This window comes from Pseudomonas sp. NPDC089569, assembly GCF_050280625.1.
Classification (GTDB): Bacteria; Pseudomonadota; Gammaproteobacteria; order Pseudomonadales; family Pseudomonadaceae; genus Aquipseudomonas.
Window position 1 is genome coordinate 32,019 of the sequence record NZ_JBNNVQ010000013.1, and the last position, 22,410, is coordinate 54,428.

The 22,410-nt window shown below is 58.9% G+C and carries 19 protein-coding genes; 10 read left to right on the top strand and 9 right to left on the bottom strand.

All coding sequences use genetic code 11. The annotated features are described in order from the left end of the window. Positions 1-5: 5 nt before the first annotated feature. The 4 genes from ACQKP2_RS08820 to ACQKP2_RS08835 are packed head-to-tail and all read right to left on the bottom strand — an operon-like array spanning position 6 to position 3,988. The gene (locus ACQKP2_RS08820) at positions 6-1,154 is read right to left on the bottom strand and encodes a thiolase family protein (protein WP_427575886.1); all 1,149 of its coding nucleotides are present in this window, start codon (positions 1,152-1,154) and stop codon (positions 6-8) included. A gap of 4 nt (positions 1,155-1,158) precedes the next feature. Further along, the gene (locus ACQKP2_RS08825; RefSeq protein WP_427575887.1) at positions 1,159-1,557 is read right to left on the bottom strand and encodes a Zn-ribbon domain-containing OB-fold protein; all 399 of its coding nucleotides are present in this window, start codon (positions 1,555-1,557) and stop codon (positions 1,159-1,161) included. Positions 1,558-1,584: 27 nt separating this feature from the next. Next, positions 1,585-2,781, bottom strand: coding sequence for an acetyl-CoA C-acetyltransferase (locus ACQKP2_RS08830; protein ID WP_427575888.1), 1,197 nt, complete (start codon positions 2,779-2,781; stop codon positions 1,585-1,587). A gap of 46 nt (positions 2,782-2,827) precedes the next feature. Next, positions 2,828-3,988: a CaiB/BaiF CoA transferase family protein gene (locus ACQKP2_RS08835; RefSeq protein ID WP_427575889.1), complete on the bottom strand. Its 1,161-nt coding sequence runs from the start codon at positions 3,986-3,988 to the stop codon at positions 2,828-2,830. Between the two features lie 255 nt (positions 3,989-4,243). Between ACQKP2_RS08835 and ACQKP2_RS08840 the strand changes: the two genes are divergently transcribed. The 9 genes from ACQKP2_RS08840 to ACQKP2_RS08880 all read left to right on the top strand — a co-directional run bounded on the left by ACQKP2_RS08840 (position 4,244) and on the right by ACQKP2_RS08880 (position 14,813). Then, on the top strand, positions 4,244-7,087 hold the full coding sequence (locus ACQKP2_RS08840) for a LuxR C-terminal-related transcriptional regulator (protein ID WP_427575890.1): 2,844 nt from the start codon (positions 4,244-4,246) through the stop codon (positions 7,085-7,087). 132 nt (positions 7,088-7,219) lie between these two features. Beyond that, complete coding sequence (locus ACQKP2_RS08845) at positions 7,220-8,056, top strand: enoyl-CoA hydratase/isomerase family protein (RefSeq protein WP_427575891.1); 837 nt, start codon at positions 7,220-7,222, stop codon at positions 8,054-8,056. Between the two features lie 107 nt (positions 8,057-8,163). Further along, positions 8,164-9,303, top strand: a complete 1,140-nt coding sequence (locus tag ACQKP2_RS08850) for an acyl-CoA dehydrogenase family protein (RefSeq protein WP_427575892.1) — start codon at positions 8,164-8,166, stop codon at positions 9,301-9,303. A gap of 33 nt (positions 9,304-9,336) precedes the next feature. Next, positions 9,337-10,524 carry a lipid-transfer protein gene (locus ACQKP2_RS08855; RefSeq protein ID WP_427575893.1) on the top strand — a complete coding sequence of 396 codons (1,188 nt, stop codon included), beginning with the start codon at positions 9,337-9,339 and terminating at the stop codon, positions 10,522-10,524. A 13-nt stretch (positions 10,525-10,537) separates the two neighbouring features. Next, complete coding sequence (locus ACQKP2_RS08860; RefSeq protein ID WP_427575894.1) at positions 10,538-10,978, top strand: MaoC family dehydratase N-terminal domain-containing protein; 441 nt, start codon at positions 10,538-10,540, stop codon at positions 10,976-10,978. Between the two features lie 15 nt (positions 10,979-10,993). After that, a complete protein-coding gene (locus tag ACQKP2_RS08865) occupies positions 10,994-11,419 on the top strand; it encodes a MaoC family dehydratase (protein ID WP_427575895.1) in 426 nt (141 codons plus the stop codon). A 27-nt stretch (positions 11,420-11,446) separates the two neighbouring features. Continuing rightward, entirely contained in the window at positions 11,447-12,271 is an 825-nt protein-coding gene (locus tag ACQKP2_RS08870) for an SDR family NAD(P)-dependent oxidoreductase (RefSeq protein WP_427575896.1), read from the top strand. 86 nt (positions 12,272-12,357) lie between these two features. Beyond that, positions 12,358-14,337, top strand: a complete 1,980-nt coding sequence (locus ACQKP2_RS08875; RefSeq protein WP_427575940.1) for an alkyl/aryl-sulfatase — start codon at positions 12,358-12,360, stop codon at positions 14,335-14,337. Positions 14,338-14,522: 185 nt separating this feature from the next. Next, complete coding sequence (locus ACQKP2_RS08880; protein WP_427575897.1) at positions 14,523-14,813, top strand: hypothetical protein; 291 nt, start codon at positions 14,523-14,525, stop codon at positions 14,811-14,813. 256 nt (positions 14,814-15,069) lie between these two features. Here ACQKP2_RS08880 and ACQKP2_RS08885 read toward each other — a convergent pair whose 3' ends face one another. The 5 genes from ACQKP2_RS08885 to ACQKP2_RS08905 form a co-directional block, all read right to left on the bottom strand. Beyond that, the gene (locus ACQKP2_RS08885) at positions 15,070-15,384 is read right to left on the bottom strand and encodes a hypothetical protein (protein ID WP_427575898.1); all 315 of its coding nucleotides are present in this window, start codon (positions 15,382-15,384) and stop codon (positions 15,070-15,072) included. Positions 15,385-15,438: 54 nt separating this feature from the next. Beyond that, the gene (locus ACQKP2_RS08890) at positions 15,439-17,061 is read right to left on the bottom strand and encodes a methyl-accepting chemotaxis protein (RefSeq protein ID WP_427575899.1); all 1,623 of its coding nucleotides are present in this window, start codon (positions 17,059-17,061) and stop codon (positions 15,439-15,441) included. 72 nt (positions 17,062-17,133) lie between these two features. Then, positions 17,134-17,484, bottom strand: coding sequence for a hypothetical protein (locus tag ACQKP2_RS08895; protein ID WP_427575900.1), 351 nt, complete (start codon positions 17,482-17,484; stop codon positions 17,134-17,136). 198 nt (positions 17,485-17,682) lie between these two features. Beyond that, a complete protein-coding gene (locus ACQKP2_RS08900) occupies positions 17,683-18,876 on the bottom strand; it encodes an EAL domain-containing response regulator (protein WP_427575901.1) in 1,194 nt (397 codons plus the stop codon). 185 nt (positions 18,877-19,061) lie between these two features. Further along, positions 19,062-21,353, bottom strand: a complete 2,292-nt coding sequence (locus ACQKP2_RS08905; RefSeq protein ID WP_427575902.1) for an autotransporter outer membrane beta-barrel domain-containing protein — start codon at positions 21,351-21,353, stop codon at positions 19,062-19,064. A 442-nt stretch (positions 21,354-21,795) separates the two neighbouring features. Here ACQKP2_RS08905 and ACQKP2_RS08910 point away from each other — a divergent pair, with 442 nt between their 5' ends. Further along, the gene (locus ACQKP2_RS08910; RefSeq protein ID WP_427575903.1) at positions 21,796-22,410 is read left to right on the top strand and encodes a response regulator; all 615 of its coding nucleotides are present in this window, start codon (positions 21,796-21,798) and stop codon (positions 22,408-22,410) included.

The window sequence follows — 22,410 nt, forward strand, 5'->3', positions numbered from 1 at the left end:
GTTCCTTACACGCCCAGGATGTGTACGGCGGATGCCGCGTGATCGACGCCGGCAATGCCGCCGCCAGTGCATTGAGTGAGCGCCAGTTGCGCGCCGTGGACCTGACGATCGCCGGCCCGGCCTTCGAGCTGCCAAACGGCCTCGACCATTTGCGCAACACCGGTTGCGCCCAGCGGGTGCCCCTTGGCAAGCAACCCGCCACTGGGATTGACGACCACCCGACCACCGAATGTGGTCGCACCGTTCTTGAGCAGTTCATGGGCTTCACCCCGCTTGCACAGGCCCAGCGCGTCGTAATAAATCAGCTCGGCGATGCTGAAGGCGTCGTGAAGCTCCACCACATTCAGGTCTTCTGGCGTGACGCCAGCCTGCCGGTAAGCCAGGTTCGCTGCGCGGCTGGTGATTTCCGCCGCGAGGATGTCGTCGTCCGCCGTTTCGCTGCGCCCTGACTGCACTACCGAAGCCAGTACCCGAACCGGCTTGGCCCGTCGCTCCGGCGCCTTGGTGGTCAGCACCAGCGCCGCGGCGCCGTCGACCGCCGACGGGCAGCACTGCATCAGGGTCAGCGGATCGAAGACCATGCGCGAATTCATCACCTGGTCGATGTCGACCACCGTGCGGCTCTGTGCATAGGGGTTTAGCGCACCGTGGCCACGGTTCTTCACCGCCACCGCGCCCAGCGTCCCGGCATCCACGCCGAACTCGTGCAGATAGCGCGTGGCACGCATGGCGTACACCGCCGGCAACGCCATGCCGGCGCGCACGTACAACCGAGTCATGTAGTCATTGAGCTGCAATGGCAGGGTCCCGCCGCCCATGGCCGTGAGTTTTTCCACCCCTAGCACCACGACTGTGTCGTAAATGCCCGCCTGCAGGGCATGGCATGCCAGGTGCACACCGGTGGCACCACTGGCGCAGGCGTTTTGCACGTTGTAGATCGGCAGGCCCGACAGCCCCAGGTCGCGCAGCAACACCTGGCCCAGGACCATGCCGCCGAACACGTTGGCAGAGTAAAAGGCCTGCACCGAACCGAGCTCGACGCCGGCATCGGCAACCGCACCAAGGACGGCGCTCTGGGTCAGGTCCTGCATGGAAGCGGCGTGACGGCCGAACGGGGTCATGTCGACACCCGAGATGTAGATAGGCTTGTTCATGCCCTTACTCCAGATTAAGCGGTTGAAAGGCGTAGATCGGGCCGGTTTCGGACTGGACGATGCACAGCTCAAGCGGCTCGCCCATCCGGGGGCGCCGATCCAGCGGGTAGTCCAGACGCGCGAACACGCGCAGGCCTTCCGGGAAATCCGCCAGGCCGAGCGGTTGTGGCGCCTTGTCGAGCTTCGGGCTGGAGTGGACGATGGTGTAGCTGTACAGCACCGGTGTACTGCGGATCTCGACCTCGACGCAGTCCTTGAACAGCGGCGATGTCGCTGGCAACGGCGGAAAGTGCAAGCCTTCGTGGCCGCTGCGACGGCAGGCCAGCAAAACCACCTTGCCATCATCTTCACGCCAGGGTTGCTCGGTCGCCGATGGCGTCGTTTCGTTGAATGCGGTGTTCATGAAGGTTTCCTTTGAATGCAGTTCAGGTCAGATGCGTTCGAACACCGCAGCCAGGCCCTGGCCACCGCCGATGCACATGGTTTCCAGGCCGTAGCGAACCCCGCGACGTTCCATTTCGTGCAGCATCGAGGTGAGGATGCGCACGCCGGTTGCGCCAATCGGGTGCCCAAGGGACACCCCCGAGCCGTTGACGTTGATGCGCGAATCTTCTTCCAGCCCCCACTGGCGCAAGACGCACAGCACCTGGCCGGCGAACGCTTCGTTGACCTCGATCAGGTCCATGTCGGCCAGCGACAGGCCAAGGCGGGGCAGCAATTTGGCAACGGCGTCCACCGGGCTGGTGCCGAACTGCAATGGATGACATCCGGCCGAAGCCCAGCCGGCCAGGCGAGCCATGGGTTGCAGGCGGTGTTGTGTCAGGAAGCGCTCCGACACCACCAGGCAACCGGCGGCCGCGTCGCTCTGCTGGCTGGCGTTGCCGGCGGTCACGGTGCCCTCGGGCAACAGTGGCGACAGTCGGGCCATGGCCTGGAGATCGGCGTCTTCGCGAATACCCTCGTCCCGGCTGACCAGCCGTGGCTCGCCCTTGCGCTGCGGCACCTGGATCGGCAGCACTTCCCTGTCGAAGTAGCCTTCGCGCCAGGCCGCAGCGGCCAGTTGATGACTGCGCACGGCCCAACGGTCCGACGCTTGGCGGGTAATGCCGTATTGGCGCACGATGTTTTCCGTCGACTCGGCGGCACCGGAGCTTTCGCCATAGCGGCTGACCGGTTGCGAGTTGGCGCGGCCACGGTCCAGGCGGTCATGCAGGGACACATCGCCCAGGCGCGACCCCCAGCGCATCGTCGTGCTGTAGTACTCGATATTGCTCATGCTCTCGACGCCGGCCACCAGAATGGCGTCCGCCACGCCGGTCTGGATCTGCATCGAAGCGTCGATCACTGCCTGCAAGCCGGAGCCGCAGCGGCGGTCAACGGTATAGCCCGCCACCTGGTCCGGCAGGCCGGCCAATGAAGCGGCATAGCGACCGATGCAGGGGGCTTCGCTGGACTGATACGACTGCGCGACGATCACCTCGTCGATCAGGCGATCTTCCACTTGCGAGCGCGCAAGCACCGCACGCATGACCTGGGCGGCGAGATCGGCGGCGGACAGCGACGACAGTGCACCGCCAAATTTGCCGATGGGCGTACGCAGGGGAGAAACAATATAGGCGTGGGACATGATTGCCTCGAAGGTTCGGGTGACTCGGTTAACGGGCAGGTGAGCATCAGGCTTCAGGCATGAAGCCCAGACCCTGCGCTTGCAAACGTTGGATAGCCGTCGAATCGAAGCCCCAATCACGCAGTGCCGCGGCGCCGTGCTCACCGCGCCGGGGAGCCGGGCGCGGCTGAGTCGAAGGCGTACCGAGAAAGCGCGGTGCGGGCCCGGGTTGAACCACACCACCGACCTCGATGAAGCTGCCGCGGGCCCGGTGATGGGCGTGGGCAGGCGCTTCCGAAAAGCCCAGAACCGGCGCGACACAGGCGTCGCTGCCGTCAAACACGGCACACCATTGTTCCCGCGTGCGGCTCAGAAACGCCTGGATGAAAGCTTCGCGCAGGCGTGGCCAGCCCTTGCGATCGTGCTGGCCCGGCAGGTCGGCGTCGGCCAGCCCCAACTTTTCCAGCAACTGTGCGTAGAAGCGCGACTCTACGGGACCGATTGCCATGTACTGGCCGTCGAGGGTTCGATAGGTGTCGTACCAGGGCGCACCGCCGTCGAGCAGATTGCTGCCGCGTTGCTCCTTCCAGTTGCCGTTGGCCAGCAGGCCCCAGAACACCGCACCCAGTTGCGCCGCCCCTTCGGTCATGGCCGCATCGACCACCTGCCCTGCTCCACCGCGCTGAACGTTCAACAAGGCGGCCAGCACACCCATGGCCAACAGCATGCCGCCACCGCCGTAGTCACCCACCAGATTCAGCGGTGCCAACGGACGGCCGCCTTCAGGCCCGATGGCTGACAGCACACCGGACAATGCGATGTAGTTCAGGTCATGACCGGCGGCCTGTGCCAGGGGACCGGTCTGCCCCCAACCGGTCATGCGGGCATACACCAGCTTCGGGTTGCGCGCCAGGGCGACGTCGGGACCAAGGCCCAGGCGTTCCATGACACCGGGGCGAAAACCTTCGATCACGATATCGCTGCGTTCGATCAGTTCCAGGGCTGCCGCCACGCCTTCGGGCCGCTTGAGGTCCAGAGTCAGCGAACGTCGATTGCGCCCGGTGATATCGACACGCTCGCCTTCAAGGCGGGGGCCCAGGTCGGCCTCGGCGACCGGTCGATCGATGCGCACGACATCGGCCCCCATGTCAGCCAGCAGCATGGCGCCGAATGGAGCCGGTCCGATGGACTCGATCTCCAGTACGCGAATTCCACTCAATACGCCCATCTCTTACGCCTCCCTACAGGGCAGCTATCAACTACCCTTGAGCATTGAATTCATCCGCGACGGCACGGTCCGGCCCGGCGGATGCCCAGTGGCGCCAGTAGAGCAATTTGGCGGTGACGCACCTCCCCTCTCAGCGGGTGGCGGCTTCTGTCCTGGCGGGGCGGGCGCAGGCCTTCGGCAAATTCGCGCTGGTCGCGACAACGGCAATTGCTGCATGCTGATTGGTAACTCGTCCTTGCGACCGGAACGACTTCCATGGAAAAACGCAGCACAACAACTACAAAAACAACGCCGCCGGCTCCCCAGGAGCGACCGGACGCGCTGCAAACGCTGGGCAGCCCCGACCCCACCCGGCTCTCGCCGCCGCGCAGCAGTGGCAAGATCCTGGCCCGCGAGCGGCTGCAGTCGCAGTTGATAGACGCCCGCCGTCGCCGCTGCATCGTGCTCAAGGGTCCGGCCGGTTGTGGCAAGACCACCGTCGTCAATGCCTGGCGCCAGGCATTGCTGCCGCTGGGCTTCGAGATTGCCTGGTTGAGCCTGATCAGCGAAGACAACCGCTTGCCGCGTTTTCTCGATTACCTGCTGGCAAGCCTTGGGCAAGTGGATCCGGCGCTCGTGAGCAGTGCCCTGCAATTGCATGTCGATAGCGGCGACAACGAGGCGGCCGAACGCATCCTCATCGCGCTGGTGCGCGATATCGCCCAATACCCTCACCAACTGGTGTTGGTGCTCGACGATCTGCATGCCCTGTCTGACGCGAGCATCCACCAGTCACTGCAATGGTTGCTCGACCATGCTCCGGCCAACCTGCATCTGGTGCTGGTGACCCGTAGCGGCGTGCCCTTGTCGCTTGCGCGGCTGCGCAGCCAGCAACTGACCCTGGAACTGGAATGGAGCGATTTGCGCTTCACGCAAGACGAAGCCTCGCGGTTTCTGGAGGGCCAACTGGGTGAAATCAGCCTGGCGGATGCCCAGTTGATTCACGACATGACCGATGGCTGGATTACCGGTCTGCAGCTGGTTGCGGTCACCCGCAGGAAAGGTCGCCAACGGCAGGCCGAACAAGAGCCGGTATCGCTCGCGTCAATGGCCAAGGCCAGGCTGCGTGACAATCAGGCCTTCACGCGCTTTTTCGAGGCCGAGGTGCTGGCACTGCTGCCACCGCAAGACCTCGAGTTGCTCCAGCATCTGTCCGTCTGCAACCGATTCTGTGCATCGCTCTGTGCAGCGCTGCTGGGCCGGCCCGATGCAGCCGTCCAGGCCACCGCGCTGTTCAGGCATCTGGAAGACGAAAACCTGTTCCTGGTCGCCGTCGAGGGCGGCGAAGGCGAAGCCTGGTTCCGCTTCCACCCGCTGCTGCGCGAAACGCTGCTCAGGTTGTTCGCCACGCGCAGCATCGATGAGCAACGTGCGGTTCATGAACGGGCGTGGCACTGGTACCGCGACCGAGGACAGCTTGGCGAGGCGGTACGCCACGCGATTCAGGCCGACCAGGCCGTCGCGGCCGCCACCCTGGTGGAGCAAAGCATCGAGGTGCTGTATGCCCACGGCAACTTGCGCCAGCTGATTGAACTGATTCAACTGCTGCCTCTGGAGCAACTGCGAAGCAGTATCGCGTTGCGTCAGCAATTGGTGCGGATGCAGCTCAGCACCGGTGACCTTGCCGCCTGCGAGCAGAACCTTGAGCAACTTGAACGCGATGTCCCCCCGGACGATGAAGAGTCGCGTTTTCGCCTGAGCCTGTTGCGCGTCGTCCTGGCGGTCCAGCGTGACGACATCGAAAGCGCCATGGCGTTGTTGCCACAACTGCTGACCCTGCCCGGCAATGCCGATGCGGTGATGACGGGGGCGCGCGCCAACCTGCTTTCCTGGCTCTACATGCACCGTGGCGAATACGAGTTGGCCAGACGCATCCAGCTCGACCGTCCGACCATTCTGCTGGCCAACGGCACGCCCCTGCTCGGCACTACGGCGGGCATCCTCCAGGGCCGTTGCCTGATCGGCTTAAGCCTGGCGATGGAAGGTCAGATGAACCAGGCAGAGCGGATCTATCGCGAAGTGCTTTATGAAGCACAGCAAGTGGGCAGGAGCTGTTCCGAAGCCCGCTACCTGGCCACCGCCCTGCTGGGCGAGGTGCTCTACCAGACCAACGAAGTGGAGGCGGCCTTCGAACTGCTGAAGGACAAAGTCGAGCTGTTCGAGCGTTCGTCGATTCCCGATTCGGTCATGCGCGCGTTAGTGGTGCTGGGTAAATGCCAATGGCGCATGGGCAACCATCGCGAGGCCTTCGCGTATCTGGAGTGGCTTGACGGCTACGCGAAGAAATACGCTCTGGATCGCGTGCACGCCTGTAGCCTGGGCTGGCAGGTGCACTGGCACTTGCACATGGGCGAGCTGGTGGCGGCCGAAGCCAATCTGGCCCAAGTGGAAGCCATCGCCGCCCGCCTGGAGCATTCCGGTCGCAGCGGCCAAGGGGAAATTCAGATTTTCAGCCAGGGCGCTCGTGTCCGTTGGCTGGTGAACCAGGGTGACCGGCAACTCGCATCGCAGCAGTTGGATAAGGTCATCGCCTTGTGCGAGACCCACAACCGGCAATTGGGCGTGGTCTATCTGACAATGCTCAGTGCCGTACTGGACGAGCAGCGCAACTTGACCGAATCCGCTCAGGAAAAAGTGATTTTTGCGTTGCGCAGCGGCCATCGTTTTGGCTTGGTGCGCAGCTTGCTGGATGCCCATGTCGAGGCACTGGATCTGATTACGCGCGTCGCTCAACGCGGCGTTCTCGACCCGGTGCTGGCGTTCTATGTGGAACGCTTGCAGGCGGCTGGTCGAGTAACATGGGTCACTGAGCCGCAAAGCACCAAGGCCGACGAAAGTGGCTGGCAGTTGGCGCCTGGCATGCAACCCTTGAACGAGCGCGAACTGGAGATTCTCAAACTGCTCGCGCAAGCCCTGACCAACAAGAAAATCGGCCGCGCCCTCGGCCTGTCCCACGAAACCGTCAAGTGGTACCTGCGCCACATCTACAGCAAGCTTGGCGTGGGCAGTCGCGACGAAGCGGTGGCACGACTTCTGGATTTCGAAGCGGGCAAAAAATAGCGTTGCGCAAACCGGCTTGTTCTCCACCCGCTGAGAGGGGTGGCCGGGTCGGGTGAAAGTCCGAGCATGGCGTCATTGCATTCACCCTGTTCCTGGTGGGCGATGCAGCTTCCCATGACTTGAGGGCTTTCCATGACGACGCAGCTTTTCCAGTTTCGCGAGTCGAAGCTTTGCATCAACGACGGTATCGCAGAGTTCTCCCATCAGGTACCGGCCTCGCGTAATGCCCTTTCGCTGGACCTGCGCCAGGAATACGTGCAGATGCTCGATCGGGTGCAGGCTGATCGCAGCATCCGCGTATTGATCATTACCGGTTCCGGCGGCAGCTTCTGCGCCGGGGGCGATCTGAAATCCATGAACCAACGCCGCCACAGCCCGGACCCTCAGGTCCGCTCTTGCGATGCTGTGCGCCGACGCCTGCAAGCCGTGCACGTGTGGATGGAGCGCCTGCGCAACCTGGAGATCCCGGTGATCGCAGCGGTCGACGGACCGGCTTATGGCGCAGGGTTTGCCATCGCCCTGGCAGCCGACTTCGTGTTGGCTTCGACCCGCGCCACGTTCTGCATGTCCTTCGCCAAGGTCGGCCTGATCCCCGACGCCGGCTCGCTGTACAGCCTGCCCCGGGCGGTAGGCCTGTCGATGGCCAAGGAACTGATGTACACCGCGCGCCGGGTTGGCGTCGAAGAAGCCCGCCGGCTGGGCATTGTCCACGCCGTTCACGCACCCGAGGAGCTGGCAAGCCAGGCCCATCGATTTGCCCGCCGTTTTCTGCAGGCTCCGCGAGAAGCCCTTGGCATGGCCAAGGGACTGCTCAACAAATCCTACGAGACACCTTACGCCACCCTCGCGGAGCTTGAGTGCTACGCCCAGGGCACCGCCACAACCCTGCCCTATCACGATGAGGCGGTCGACGCGTTTCTACGCGCCGAACCTTCCTTGTACGACTGGGATCGCCCGGCGAGCGCTTGAGCGCAGGCTTTCACTGTAACGCCCATCCAAACGCGCCCATCGCGCTCAACCACAAAACCCGGAGGCTGGCGGCTCACCGCCAGTGCTGCCCGGCACAGGAGTCTTGCGTGCATATCCAACGAACCGTGTTCCGTGAGGACCATGAAATATTTCGCGCCACCGCGCGCCGATTCTTCGAGCGTGAGTGCGTGCCGCACCAACTGGAGTGGGACAAGGCCGGCCAGGTCACCCGGGACATCTGGTTGAAGGCCGGCCAGGAAGGCTTGCTGGGTATCACCATTTCCGATGAATACGGTGGCGGTGGCGGCGACTTCGGCCACAGCACGGTGTTCACCGAAGAGTACGCCCGTGCCGGTATCGCCGGCCCCGCCTTCGGCATGCATTCGGACATCATTGCCCCGTACATCGCCCGCTGCGGCAACGAGGAACAAAAACGCAAATGGTTGCCAGGCGCCTGCTCCGGCGAACTCATTCTGGCCATTGCCATGACCGAGCCCAATACCGGCAGCGATCTCAAGGCCGTGCGCACCACTGCCGTTCGCGATGGCGACGAGTACGTGATCAACGGCAGCAAGACCTTCATCAGCAACGGCCTGCTGGCCGATCTGGTAATTGTGGTGTGCAAGACCGATCCGGCGGCCGGCGCCCGGGGCATCAGCCTGATTGCCGTCGAGGCCGACCGCGCGGGCTTCCAGCGTGGACGCAAACTGGACAAGGTCGGCCAGCATGCCCAGGACACCTCGGAGCTGTTCTTCGACAACGTCCGTGTCCCGGTCGGCAACCTTCTGGGTGAAGAAGGCAAAGGCTTTGCCTACCTGATGGCTGAGTTGCCTCAAGAGCGCTTCGCCATCGCCGTGACGGCTGCCGCGCGCCTGGAAACCGCCCTGGAACACACCCTGGCCTACGTCAAGGAACGCAAGGTTTTCGACCAGTCCGTGTGGGATTTCCAGAACACCAAATTCAAGCTGGCCGACATCAAGGCCCAGGCCATCGCCGTGCGCCTGATGGTCGATCACTACCTGGCCGAGCACATGCGCCGCCGCCTGACCCTGGAAGAGTCCGCCACGGCCAAGCTGTTTGCCACTGAAACCCTGGGCAAGGCGCTGGACGACATGGTCCAGCTGCATGGCGGTTACGGCTACATGCTCGAGTACCCCGTGGCCCGCGCCTTCGTCGATGCCCGGGTGACGCGCATCTACGGCGGCACCAGCGAAGTCATGCGTGAACTGATCGCGCGCAAGCTCTGAACCATTGGCTTTCCAACTCAAGGAGATCGTTTGATGAGTAACAAAGTATTCGTCGCCGGTGTCGGCATGATCCAGTTCGCCAAGCCCGGCGCCAGCGAAAGCTATGACCTGATGGGCGAAAAAGCGGTGCGTAATGCGCTGGCCGACGCGGGCCTGAGTTACAGCGATGTGCAACAGGCTTATGCAGGCTATGTGTTCGGTGACTCTACCTGTGGCCAGAAGGCGCTGTACCGGATCGGCATGAGCGGCATCCCGGTGATCAACGTCAACAACAACTGCGCCACTGGCTCCACCGCGCTGTACCTGGCACGCCAGGCGGTGGCCAGCGGTGCAGTGGACTGCGCCCTGGCGGTGGGCTTCGAGCAAATGAACCCCGGCGCGCTCTCGTCGGTGTGGACTGATCGCGCCAGCGCCCTGGAACACGCCAACAGCCTGGTGGCAGAGCTGGTGGGCAATGTCGATGTACCGAGCAATGCCATTCGCCAGTTCGCCGGGGCCGGCATGGCCCACATGAAAAAGTACGGCACCAAAATGGAGACCTTCGCCAGTATCCGCGCCAAGGCCAGCCGTCACGCCGCACGTAACCCTCTGGCGGTATTCCGCAACATCGTCACCACCGAAGAGGTCATCGCGGCCCCGGTCCTGTGGGAAGGCGTGCTCACCCGCCTGATGGCCTGCCCGCCCACCTGCGGCGCGGCTGCAACCCTGTTGGTATCCGAAGCCTTCGCAAAAAAACACGGCTTGCGCACCGACGTGCTGATCGCCGGGCAAGCCCTGACCACCGACACCCCCAGCAGTTTCGAAACCCGCGACATGATCCGTGTGGTCGGCTTCGATGTGACGCGCTCGGCCGCCCGCCTCGCCTACGAGCAGGCCGGCATCGGGCCGCAAGACATCGACGTGATCGAGCTGCACGACTGTTTCGCCCAGAACGAATTGCTGACCTACGAAGGCCTGGGCCTGTGCCCCGAAGGCGAAGCCGAACGCCTGGTCAACGATGGTGACAACACCTACGGCGGCAAGTGGGTGGTCAACCCGTCCGGTGGCCTGCTCTCCAAGGGACACCCGCTGGGCGCCACGGGCCTGGCCCAGTGCTATGAGCTGACTCATCAACTGCGCGGCAGCGCCGAGCAACGCCAGGTCGAAGGTGCGCGCATCGCCGTGCAGCACAACCTGGGCCTGGGTGGTGCGGGCGTGGTCACGGTCCTGCAAAAGAACTGAGAACGGAGCTGACATGATCGACAAACAATTCATCGGCAAGGAGCTGGCCTCCTTCTCCGTGACGGCAGAAGCCGGCCAACTGCGTTTCTTTGCCAAGGCCATCGGTGAAACCAACCCGATCTATTTCGACGTACAAGCGGCCCGGGATGCCGGACACCCTGCCCTGCCTCTGCCGCCTACCATGCTGTTCTCGCTGGAATTCAATATTCCTTCCAACCGCTGGCGCGAAGAAATGGGCATCGTGCCGTCGCGCATCCTGCACGGCGAGGAATCGTTCAAGTACCACCGCATGGCCTATGCCGGTGACACCCTGCACTTTTCCATGCGCATCAGCGACATCTACGAAAAGAAAGGCGGCGCTCTGGAATTCGTGGTGCGCGAAACGCGTGTGACCAACCAGCACGGCGACCACGTGGCGGATCTGCGCAGCGTACTCGTGCAACGCAACGGCTGACGGGAGACAACAGACATGAACCCATTGAGCGACTTGAGCTTCGACACCATCGAGCCTGGCGACCTGCTGCCGCCGTTGACGCTGGCGCCGATCAACCGCACGACGCTGGCCTTGTTCGCCGGCGCGTCGGGCGATCATAACCAGATCCATATCGACACCGATTACGCACGCAAGGCCGGCATGGCCGATGTGTTCGCCCACGGCATGTTGTCGATGGCCTACCTGGGCCGCCTGTTGACCCAGTGGGTCGACCAGCGCCAATTGCGCGACTTCGGTGTGCGCTTCCAGGGCATTACCCACCTTGGCCATCAGGTGATTTGCAACGGCAAGGTCGTTGAAAAATTCGAGGCCGACGGTGAACGCCGCATCAAGGTCGAAATCCGCACCGCGAACCAGTTCGGCGACGTGAAAATCGTCGGCGACGCTGTCATCGCACTCTGAACCCTACAGTCCAAAGGCAAAAAAACCATGAAAAAACTCGACGGCAAAGTAGCGCTGGTCACCGGTTCCGGCCGCGGGATCGGCCAGGCCATCGCGCTCAAACTGGCCAGCGAAGGTGCGCGCATCGTCATCAATGACCTGGATCTGGACCCGGCTCAGGAAACCGCCGAACTGATCCGCAACCTGGGCGGCGAAGCTGCGGTCTGCCACGGCAATGTCAGTGCCCCGGACTTCGCCGAGCGCTACATCAAGACCGCAGTGGACCATTTCAAGGGCATCGACATCATCGTCAACAACGCCGGCTACACCTGGGATGATGTCGTCCAGCGCATGACCGACGAGCAGTGGTACGCCATTCTCGACTGTCACATGACCGCGCCCTTCCGCATCCTGCGTGCCGCCTACCCGGTCATCAAGGCCCAGGCCCAGGCCGATGCGGCTGCCGAACGCGAGGTGTTTCGCAAGGTCGTCAACATTTCCTCGGTGTCGGCCCTCAACGGCAACGCCGGGCAGATGAACTACAGCGGTGCCAAGGCCGGTGTGATCGGCATGACCCGCGCCCTGGCGCGGGAATGGGGGCGCTTTAAGGTCAATGTCAATGCCGTCGCGTTCGGTTTCATCGAAACCCGCATGACCTCGGCCGATGCCAGCGCCGGTGCCACGGTCAGCATCGACGGTCGTGACATTCGTGTCGGTGTCAGCCCGGAAGCGGTCAAGACGTTCTCCCAGCGCAACCCTCTGGGCCGTCCCGGCACCACTCGGGAAGCGGCTGACGCGGTGTACCTGTTCTGCTCGCCCGAGTCGAACTACATCACCGCCCAGACCATCGCCGTGGCCGGTAACCTGCAGTAAATCCCTGTCGAGCGGGCCAGCAGTTCTGGCCCGCTTCACGCCGAATTCCCTTGATCACAATAACGTCCGGAGTGTGTATGAAAGCGATGTTCCTTGCGCGTTTTCGCCGGGGATTGATAGCTGGGGCCGTTGCCGCGAGCTTGTGTCACCCGGTCCTGGCCAATGTTGATTCCACCAGCCAGCCTGCCAGTACCGTCACCGCCCAGAAGAATGCCGAAGTCCTCAAGCACCTGCCCTTTTCCGATCGAACCGACTACGAGTCGGCCAGTCGCGGCCTGATCGCCCCGTTCAAGGGCCAGATCAGGAACGCCGAGGGCAAGGTCGTCTGGGACATCGACGCCTACAAGTTCCTCGATGCCAAACAGGCACCCGATACGATCAACCCCAGCCTGTGGCGTATTGCCCAACTGAACAAGTACGCCGGCCTGTTCGAGGTCGTCCCGCATATCTATCAATTGCGGGGCATGGACGCGGCCAACATGACCATTGTCGAGGGCGAAGATGGCCTGCTGATCATCGACCCGTTGACCTTCGAGGAAACCGCCAGGGCGGCCCTGGAACTCTACTATCAGAACCGGCCCAGAAAGCCGGTGGTCGCAGTCGCCTACAGCCATAGCCATGCCGATCATTTTGGCGGTGTGCGCGGGGTGGTGAACGAGGACGACGTCAAGGCGGGCAAAGTCAAGATCTACGCACCGTCAGGCTTCATGGAGCACGCCATCAGCGAGAACATTTTCGCCGGCAATGCCATGAGCCGCCGCGGTCAGTTCCAGTTCGGGACCTTCCTGCCCCGTGGCGAGCAGGGCCAGGTGGATTCCGGCATGGGCAAGTCAATCCCTGCCAACGGCACGCTTTCGCTGATCCCCCCCACGAACCTGATCAAGGACGAATACGAGACGCACACGATTGCCGGCATCGAGGTCGAGTTTCAACTCACCCCCGGCACCGAGGCGCCGTCGGAGATGAACTTCTTCTTCCCGCAATTGCGTGCCCTGTGCATGTCGGAGAACAGCACGCAGATGATGCACAACGTACTGACCCCGCGCGGCGCACTGGTGCGTGATGCCAAGGCGTGGGCCCAGTACATCGACATCAGCCTTGCGCGATATGGCGACAAGATCGATGTCATGTTCGTTTCGCACAACTGGCCGGTCTGGACGGGCGAGCGCATTCGCACCTTCCTTGCAGACCAGCGCGACATGTACGCGTTCCTCAATGATCGCGCACTGCACCTGATGAACCAGGGCCTGACGCCTGCGGAAATTGCCGAGAAAATGGACAAGCTGCCCGGCGAACTGGAGAACAAATGGTATACCCGCGGCTATTACGGCTCACTGAGCCATAACTCCCGGGCGGTCTACCAGCGGTACCTGGGTTATTACGATGGCAACCCGGCCAACCTCGATCCACTTCCGCCTGTAGAGGCCGGCAAGCATTACGTCGAGGCCCTCGGCGGCCAGGAGGCCGTCCTCAAGCTCCTGCAGGCAGCTGTCGACAAGGGCGAGTACCGCTGGGCTGTGCAACTGGGTAATCAGTTGATCTTCGCAGCACCGGACAACCAGGCCGCTCGTGAACTGCAAGCCCGCGCCCTGGAGCAGCTCGGTTATCAAAGCGAAAACACCCTTTGGCGCAACATCTACCTGACCGGAGCCATGGAGCTGCGCCAGGGAACGCCCAAATATGAAACCGGCGCCCCCAAGGCCGACCTGGCCAGGGCAATGACCCCCGACATGTTCTTTGACTACCTGGCCATTCGCCTGGACTCGGACCGAGCCCAGGGGCACGACATGAACCTGAACTGGGTGTTCGAAGACCTCGGGCAGTCGTTCAGCCTGACGCTGCGCAACGGCGTGTTGACCCATCGCATCGGCCAGCTTGCACCCCAGGCGGACCTCACCGTGAAGATGGACAAAGCCACGCTGGACAAGATCAGCCTGCGTCAGCTGGACTTTCCCAACGCCGCCAAACAGGGTTTGGTGAAACTGGACGGAAACGCGAAAAAACTGGGCGAATTGCTTGGCATGCTCGACAGTTTCGACTCGCAGTTCAACATAGTCACCCCCTGAGCCTGAAGCGGCGCGTGGCCAATGCAGCGTCCTGATTCAACGCCCATTCTGAATGAACGTACCGTAGGAGCCAGGCTTGCCGGCGAAAGCGCCCTTCAATACGCCTTCGCCGGCAAGTCGGATCGCCGCACCGCTGGCTCCTACAAAAAAACACCCGCGATCAGGCCTGAAACGGCGCGTGGCCAATGCCGCGTTCTGATTCAACGCCTGTTCTGAATGAACGTACCGTAGGAGCCAGGCTTGCCGGCGAATGCGCCATCAAATACGCACTCGCCGGCAAGTCGGATCGCCGCACCGCTGGCTCCTACGGATTGTTTGCGACAAGCTCAAGCATTGAGCCGGGGCTGCATCAACGTAGCTCAAAACTCCTGGCGGATGAGATCCGCGCAATGGTCATAAGCGACGTAACGCGAATGCCGGTCACGCTGCACCTTGACGGTTGCCTGCAACGGATCACGCGCCTGCCGTTGATATGAGTCTGGCAGGTTAAACAGCGTAGACCGCACCGTCCCCACTCTTGAGGGGTGGTTTGAGGTTCTGTACGAAAAGTGGCCGCACTCGATCATGCTGCGTTAAAAACAGGCGCGGAATGCTCATTGACAGCCAGTAAAATCGGACACGCCCCCGGCCGTTCCTCGCCTGTTTTTGCCTTGCCCGATGCCGATTAATAAAAAACCCCAGGGATCTTTCGATCACTGGGGTTTTTATCCTGAGGGAGCTGGCGAAGGGAGATCAGTTGCGCAGCGAAATTTGATCATTACAGACAATCAGCTTCAGGAATGGAGTACCTGGATGAGAAATGGCACTCGTTCTGAAACTCCTGTCCAGCCATGCATTCAACTCGAAAAGCCTCACCGGCGATGCACCGGGATATTTCCTGAGGGCCGCCATGATTTCAAATTCCGCGTCATTCGCATTAAAGCTTCGTCGATGGCGTCTGCTTTCAATGTACTGTTGGATGAACCAATTGATATCACACACTTCTCTTTCAGAAATGAATATCGTATTCAAGCAACTTGGATACTGTTTTTTGAATTCAGACGCCATTTTTGATTCCTGCCAATGCGAAGTAAACAACCAATCATTTAAATTTCAACGACACTAAACAGTGAATCGCGCTACCAACTTGTTCAAATCCGCCGCCAGAACCGACAGCTCGTTGCTGGCAACCAGTATCTGGTCCGCGGCGGCAGTGCTTCGCATCGATAGATCATTGATGCTGACCAGGTTCTCATCCACGGACTTGGCCACTTGCGCCTGTTCTTCGGAGGCGGTCGCGATCAAGCAATTGCGTTCATTGATATCGAAGACGGCCTTGGTAATTGCCGAGATGGCGGCGCCCGCCTCCTGAGCGATTCGCAACGTAGCCATGGCTTCCATATCGGTTTGCCTCATGGAGGTCACCGCCAGTTCGGAGCCCGTTTGTACGCCTTGGATCATCTGCTCGATTTCTTGCGTCGAGACCTGAGTACGATGTGCCAACGCACGCACCTCATCGGCGACGACCGCGAAACCGCGACCTTGTTCACCCGCCCGGGCGGCTTCGATGGCCGCGTTCAAGGCGAGCAGATTGGTCTGCTCTGCAATGGCGCGTATCACGTCGAGCACCTTGGCAATGTTCACGGTTTGCACCGCCAGCTGTTCGATTTCGGCGCTGGTGCCCTGAACGGCGACGCTCAGGTTTTCAATGGATGAAATGGTCTGCGTGACTCTGTCCATGCCGGTGCGAGCCGAGCTTTCCGACTGTTGGGTCGAGACAGATGCGGCTACGGCGTTACGTGCCACCTCTTCAACGGCAGCGGTCATTTCATTCACGGCGGTTGCGGCCAATTCGGTTTCCATACTTTGTTGCTGGATACCGGCATTGGACTCTTGCGCAATGGCGCTCATTTCCTCGGCCGACGCGGCCAACAAAGAAGACGAGTCGCAAATGTGATGGATCGTGCTCTTGAGATTGCACAGCATCTCTGCGGTAGAGACCTGCAACTCGGTAATTTCATCTTTACCCGAGATCACCACGGTACCGACAAGTTTCCCGGCTGCGATTTGCCTGGTCGACGCCAAAAGCTCCCGCAGCGGAACGATAATGCTTCTGGAGAAAACAATGCTCAGTACGACGGTAATAGCCAGGGCGAAAATGATTAAAAATACAGTGGCTGTCGCACTATCGTGCACTTCCTCCTGCGCCATCAGACTTGAGCTTTCCGCTCTTTTCACCATCAACTGCTGCAGATTCTCTGATGACTTCAACAGGGTTTCCGCCGCAGGCGCGGTATTGGACTTTATGAATTGAACCAATTCATCCGGCGACTGCTTTTTGCCCAGGATCAAGAGCTGATCTATTTGCCTTACATATGAATCAACATCGGCATTAACGACATCAAACAGGGCCTTTTCTTCAGCGCCGTTAATCAGGGGGATATAAGCTCGCGTATCTTCACGCAACCTATCCTTGTAGGTGGATACTTGTGTCGCACTGGCATTTCTTGTTTCTTCATCACTGATGGCAAAGAACAGGTTTGCAACACGCAACTGGTAGGTCGTAGCAGTAATGCGGGCTGCCTGCCGAACGGATGGCAAGCAATTGCCCTGCAAGTCGTTAACTGCCCACTGCACATTGTCCATACGCCACAGTGACTGCAGGCCCAACACCAGCAGCAACAAGCAGGTCACGCCAAAACTCAACAGTGTCCTGGGAACCAGCTTTATATTTCTGATAGACATTTACATCACCGCCGTAATCGAGAGTTACTCATGCGCAATAACATGGGGCGCAACCCATATTGCACAGAGTGCTTAAAACACCACAAAACCTGATGCATTATTCTTTTTTAGATCCGCATCGCCGAACTTGAAGACCGCCGACTCCAACGGAATCTTGAACTGCATGCCGGGGTCAACGGACATGCCCTCAGACTCCATCGCTTTGAATTTTCCGAGATTGAGAGCAGCCTTATCCAACGTCATGAAATCATCGAAGCGCTCATCGGGTTGAACCGCACTCGCAGGATCACTTCCATTTTGATCCACTTCTTCGGAGCGAACGCGTGCAAAACTGGCCGGCTCCGGATAATCATCTGTATCTGCTCTTCCTGCAATTGAAGCCGACATCAGAACAACAATAGAAATAGCCCTTGCATAACTCATCGCCCTCTCCTTTTTTTGTTCGACTCAACACTCTGGCTATTGCATTCGCCAGGCATCGCGAATGCCCTGTCGACACGTAATTAATCGCACTTGTTCAATGAGTGAAAATATAAGAATTCAATACCGCGATAAAAAATCGAGCTGGCTACAAGCCCCGCTTACAGCGCAATGTAATGACCCGAAAATCAAAACAAAGGCTCACGCCCCCCCGGCTCGTAACGGCAACCAGGACACGACCGATTCGGCCGCCATGGGTTTGCCCAAATAATAGCCTTGGGCGAACTGGCAGCCGATTGAACGAAGCAGTGTCATATGTTCAGCCGACTCTACGCCTTCGACCACCAACGTCACGTTCATCGCCTTGGCCATGGACACACTGGCCCGTATCACTTCGAGGGATCTGGACTGTGAATCACCATCACGAAGAAAACGCGCATCGAGCTTGATTTCGGTAAAAGGCAGTTCACACAGTCGCCCCATCGAGGAGTAGCCTGAACCAAAGTCATCCATTGACAGACCGCACCCCATGAGACGCAGACGCAGAAGGGTCTCCAATGCCACCGAGTCATTGCCCAGAGCCCCGGTCTCGGTCAATTCGAAAGTCACGCCAGAGGCGGGCAATTCGTAGAACGCGAGCAAACCGGCAATATCATTGATCAGGTTTCGACGACTCAACTGCGAAGCGTGGAGATTGAATGCCAGCGGCAATGCAATTGCGCCCTGTTGCCGCATCTTCTTTTGCAACAACAACCCTTGCGAGAAAATTGCCCGGAACAGTTCATCGATCAGCCCGCAAGACTCGATGACCGGAAGGAATGCCGCAGGGGCCATGACGCCTTGTCGAGGATTGATCCAGCGAGCCAGTGCCTCGGCCCCCACGACCCTGCCGGTCTGGATATCGAATTTAGGCTGAAAGTAAGGACTGAACTCGCAGTCCAGCAAGGCGCGCCGCACTTCGGTGATGCCGGGAAGCTCCGGCTTTACGCCAACGTTGAACAAAGACACCTCGCCAAAACCGATACCGGTTATCAGCGCCCTGATTTTTTCCGAAGAATAAGGCCGTCCCAGACCGCCCAGGCATTTCAATCCGAGTGTCTTCAACAGCGCTGACGCCGTCTGGCGCAATACGCTATCTGCGTCGCCACTGATCATTACCGACTTCAAGAACCCTTCCTTTGCGGCACAACCGAAGAACATCAGGCTATCGGTGCCCAGCAATTTCAGATCGCAGATCGCAAAATCAACTGCGCCCTTGCTCCGCAACAAGCTGAGGGCCTCACGCCCCATACTGGCCTCGATGACATCGACAATCCCCAAACTCGCAAGCGAAGTTTTAATCACGGAACACAGGAATGGATTGTCTTGGAGCAAAAGCACTTTCATTGATTTCATAAAGCCCTTCACGATCGGGTGTATGGGTTAAAGTTACACCGGACCGGCAAGCGCATTTCCTGATGATGCTGTAGGGATTTCCCTAAAATCCGCCGCCGGAGCACCCAGCCTGACCAACCGGATACTCCAGAGGCTGTGATTGAAATCGATTTACGAATAACGATTTCAAAAGCGCGTCTGAACAGTTACCACAGGTAATTCACTGTCACGTTCGCACCCCAAGGCTCATCATAATTATTACCTTCGGAGTGTTCGGCGCTTACCTGCACTTTCCAGGAATTGTTCAGTTTCGTGGAGACGCCAAATTCGACGGAATAACCTTCGCTGGACAAATCACTGTCGAATTTATTGTCATTGACCGACACTTCATTTTTATTCTTGTATTGGTTCTTTGTATAGGCGGCGGCAACGTATGGCTTGACCGCAACATTTCCAACCCTGATGTTGGTTCCGAACAGGGAACCGATTTTCCCTTCGGTCACTCTTTGCCCATCGGCCTTGGCTGTAAGACCGTTATCCATCTCGACACTATCGCCTTCGATCCAGGAAGTCGTGGCACGAACAAATGGCGAGACGAAGTAATCATCAGGCAAGGCAAACTCGCGCCCGGCTTCGACGGAGAGCGTTGCCGAGTTGTAGCTGGTTTTCCCCTTCGTGACAGTACCGTCAGACATGGTCACTTTTGGATTTCTGTCCGTCTTGTTGAATTTGACAATGGTATCAAGGTAATAACCGGTGTCAGACTTGACGGTGCTGTAAGCACCCAGGTAATAACTCTTGGCGTCATCATTGCCGGTATTCAGGCCAACATCACTTTTACTTTCACCCACGAACAGACCCAGGGTAACCGGATATTCATCCAGGGACATGTCTGCACCCAGCGTAGCGCCATGTTGTTGATACAGATTGCTCTGATTGAGAAAGGAATCTTCTTCAAACTCTTTCGTGTACCCCTGCAACCACAAGCCCTTTTTCTGAGTGTTGTCGCGGGTGCCTTGCAGCCGCTGGTGAATCGAGTCGCTTTCGGCAAGCAAGAGCCTGCCACTGGAACGGTAGATATCCAGCACCGCTGAGGCGACGGGCGTGACGACCGCGCCCCCGCCGGAATCCTTGACCTGGGTCAGATACCAGTCCTGACCATCCTGGGTGAGATCGTATTGATAGGTACCCACATCAACGGATTTACCGGATAACAGAGAATATGTGGCGTTCCCACTGGTACCATCGACAACCTGGTGGCGATAGTTCGAGTCCTGTGGCTCTAATCCGGTATTTTTAATGGCCAAGTGAAATGAACCAGTAGCATGGTTGGTAGTGAGCAGATCTCCTTTACCTGATCCAATGTCGGTGTTCATCACGAAAGTAGCATTGCCGCTGAGATCATCAATGTGGAGCGTTCTATAGTCATCAGCTCGAAGCAGATTGGGGGTGAAATTGATGACTGTATCATGTAGAGCGGCGTTCCCTACCTGGCTGCTATCCGATACGTTCCAGACGGATGAATTGATTTTCAGTCTGTCGATATCACTCAATTGCCCTGTGAGCACAGAATGATTCAATTCCAATTCACTTTCGTCATCCGGAGCAGCCGCAATATTACCTACCACCGTACTGTCATTGATGGTCACCTTGTCCACATTACTTATTTGGCCAAGAATATGCGCATGATTGCCGACAGTGAGCTCAGTATAAGCATTTTCAGCGGATACAATGTTTCCATTCAAGACGCTGTTATCAACTAAGAGATGTGTGGTGAATCCCTGCGAGATGTTGATCAGATTTCCGCTGTCGCTCCTGGTTTTCAAGACAGTGTTATCAAGAACTTCAATATTGACCTCTCCAGCTGCCCCGACCCCTTTCACATCGATAGCCGCTCCATCCATCCCGGTAACTAAAGAGTCACTGATCCTGAGCGAACTGACTTTACCTGCCGCCGCACTAATTTTTACGCCGCTCATCTGCCCAACTATGATGGAGTTATCTTCAATTCGTGCAACACTGTCCCGGACACCTACCCCTACCCCACTTTGAGCCGTAACTGAGCTGTCAACAAGCGTCAATGCCGAGTTTTGGCTGATATCGATACCATAGCCAGTGGAAAAGAACAGACTCTTATTAGCTACTGCTGTGGACTTGCTGAGTGTAAACGCTGTTGAAAAAGGTGCTGCCACTATCCGTACCACAGCGTTGTCAAAGTTGGCTGTGGAATTATCAGTCAAGCTGGCGCTTGCCAGGAGCCCACCATCCATGGTCAAGGTAGAATTATTACCGTTAACAACGAGCGCATGCCCATCATCGATGATATTCAGTTGCGCCTCATTCTTGAGCGTCCATTGCTCAACAGGGGCAGTACCATCAATCGTCAAGCTGGTATTATCCAGTGTGTGAGCTGCCAATGCCTTGCTCGCCATTGGAAGTGTTGCAAACAACATTGCACCCGCAATTACCTTTCGACGCGCGCACTTACTGCTCTTCATTTTTGCCTCTTAAATAGATAATAGGATGTTTTTTTTGCACGGGCCTGTTTTATAAAAATCCATTATTTATTCTGCTCGTGGCTGAGCACACAGAGACTCAAGTTCAGATACGGCACCATGAACCACCTGTAGCTGTGTTTTTTTCATTAGGGCGTTATCCCCCCCCTGAAAAACAATCAGCCAAATACAAGCGACGGAGCGCGGCCGCCAAGAGTCGTCAAGAACCAAAACCTGGGCTGTTTTCGTGAAACACCTCAAGAAGTTTCATACGAATACGATATAGAAGTATCCCTGCAGGCTATCCTGAAAATGGCGTAGGGTTTTCCCTATAAAAACAGGTTGCCTTTCATGGATAGAAAGAATCGAAGAGAATGCGCCGCCGTTTCACAGCAGGCGCGGTGCACCCGTAGTCAAATGAAGGCCTGATGCCTTCGAGGTAGCCATGAGCAAGATAATGATTGTCGACGATCACCCTACGGTTAGGCTCGCAGTCAGGATGACGCTGGAGCGTGATGGCCACCAGATCGTCGCGGAGACCGACAATGGCATCGATGCAATCAGATTGGCCAAGGAAACGCAGCCGGACATTGCCATCATCGATATTGGAATACCCATGCTCGATGGGCTTGATGTGATTGCCCGCATGCGCAACATCGGCCTTAGCACGCAAACATTGGTGTTGACCTCGCAATCCTCTTCGATTTTCGGCATTCGTTGCATCAATGCCGGCGCCTCCGGCTATTTGAACAAGACCGAGAACCTGGATGAACTGCTCAGCGCTGTCAGGGCAGTGAGTCTGGGCTATGAATACTTTCCCAAAGGTATCCACGCCGGTCGCACAGCGGAGAGTGGCCGGCCGGCATTCGACACATTGACCGACCGCGAACTGATGGTGCTTCAGTCCATCGTCAAGGGCGAACGGATCAAGGACATTGCCACCACCATGCTGCTCAGCGAAAAAACCGTGAGCACCTACAAAGCCCGGATCATGCAGAAACTGGGCGTGAGCAACAACGTGGAGCTGGTTGATTGCGCAAGGCGCAACGGTGTCGTCTGA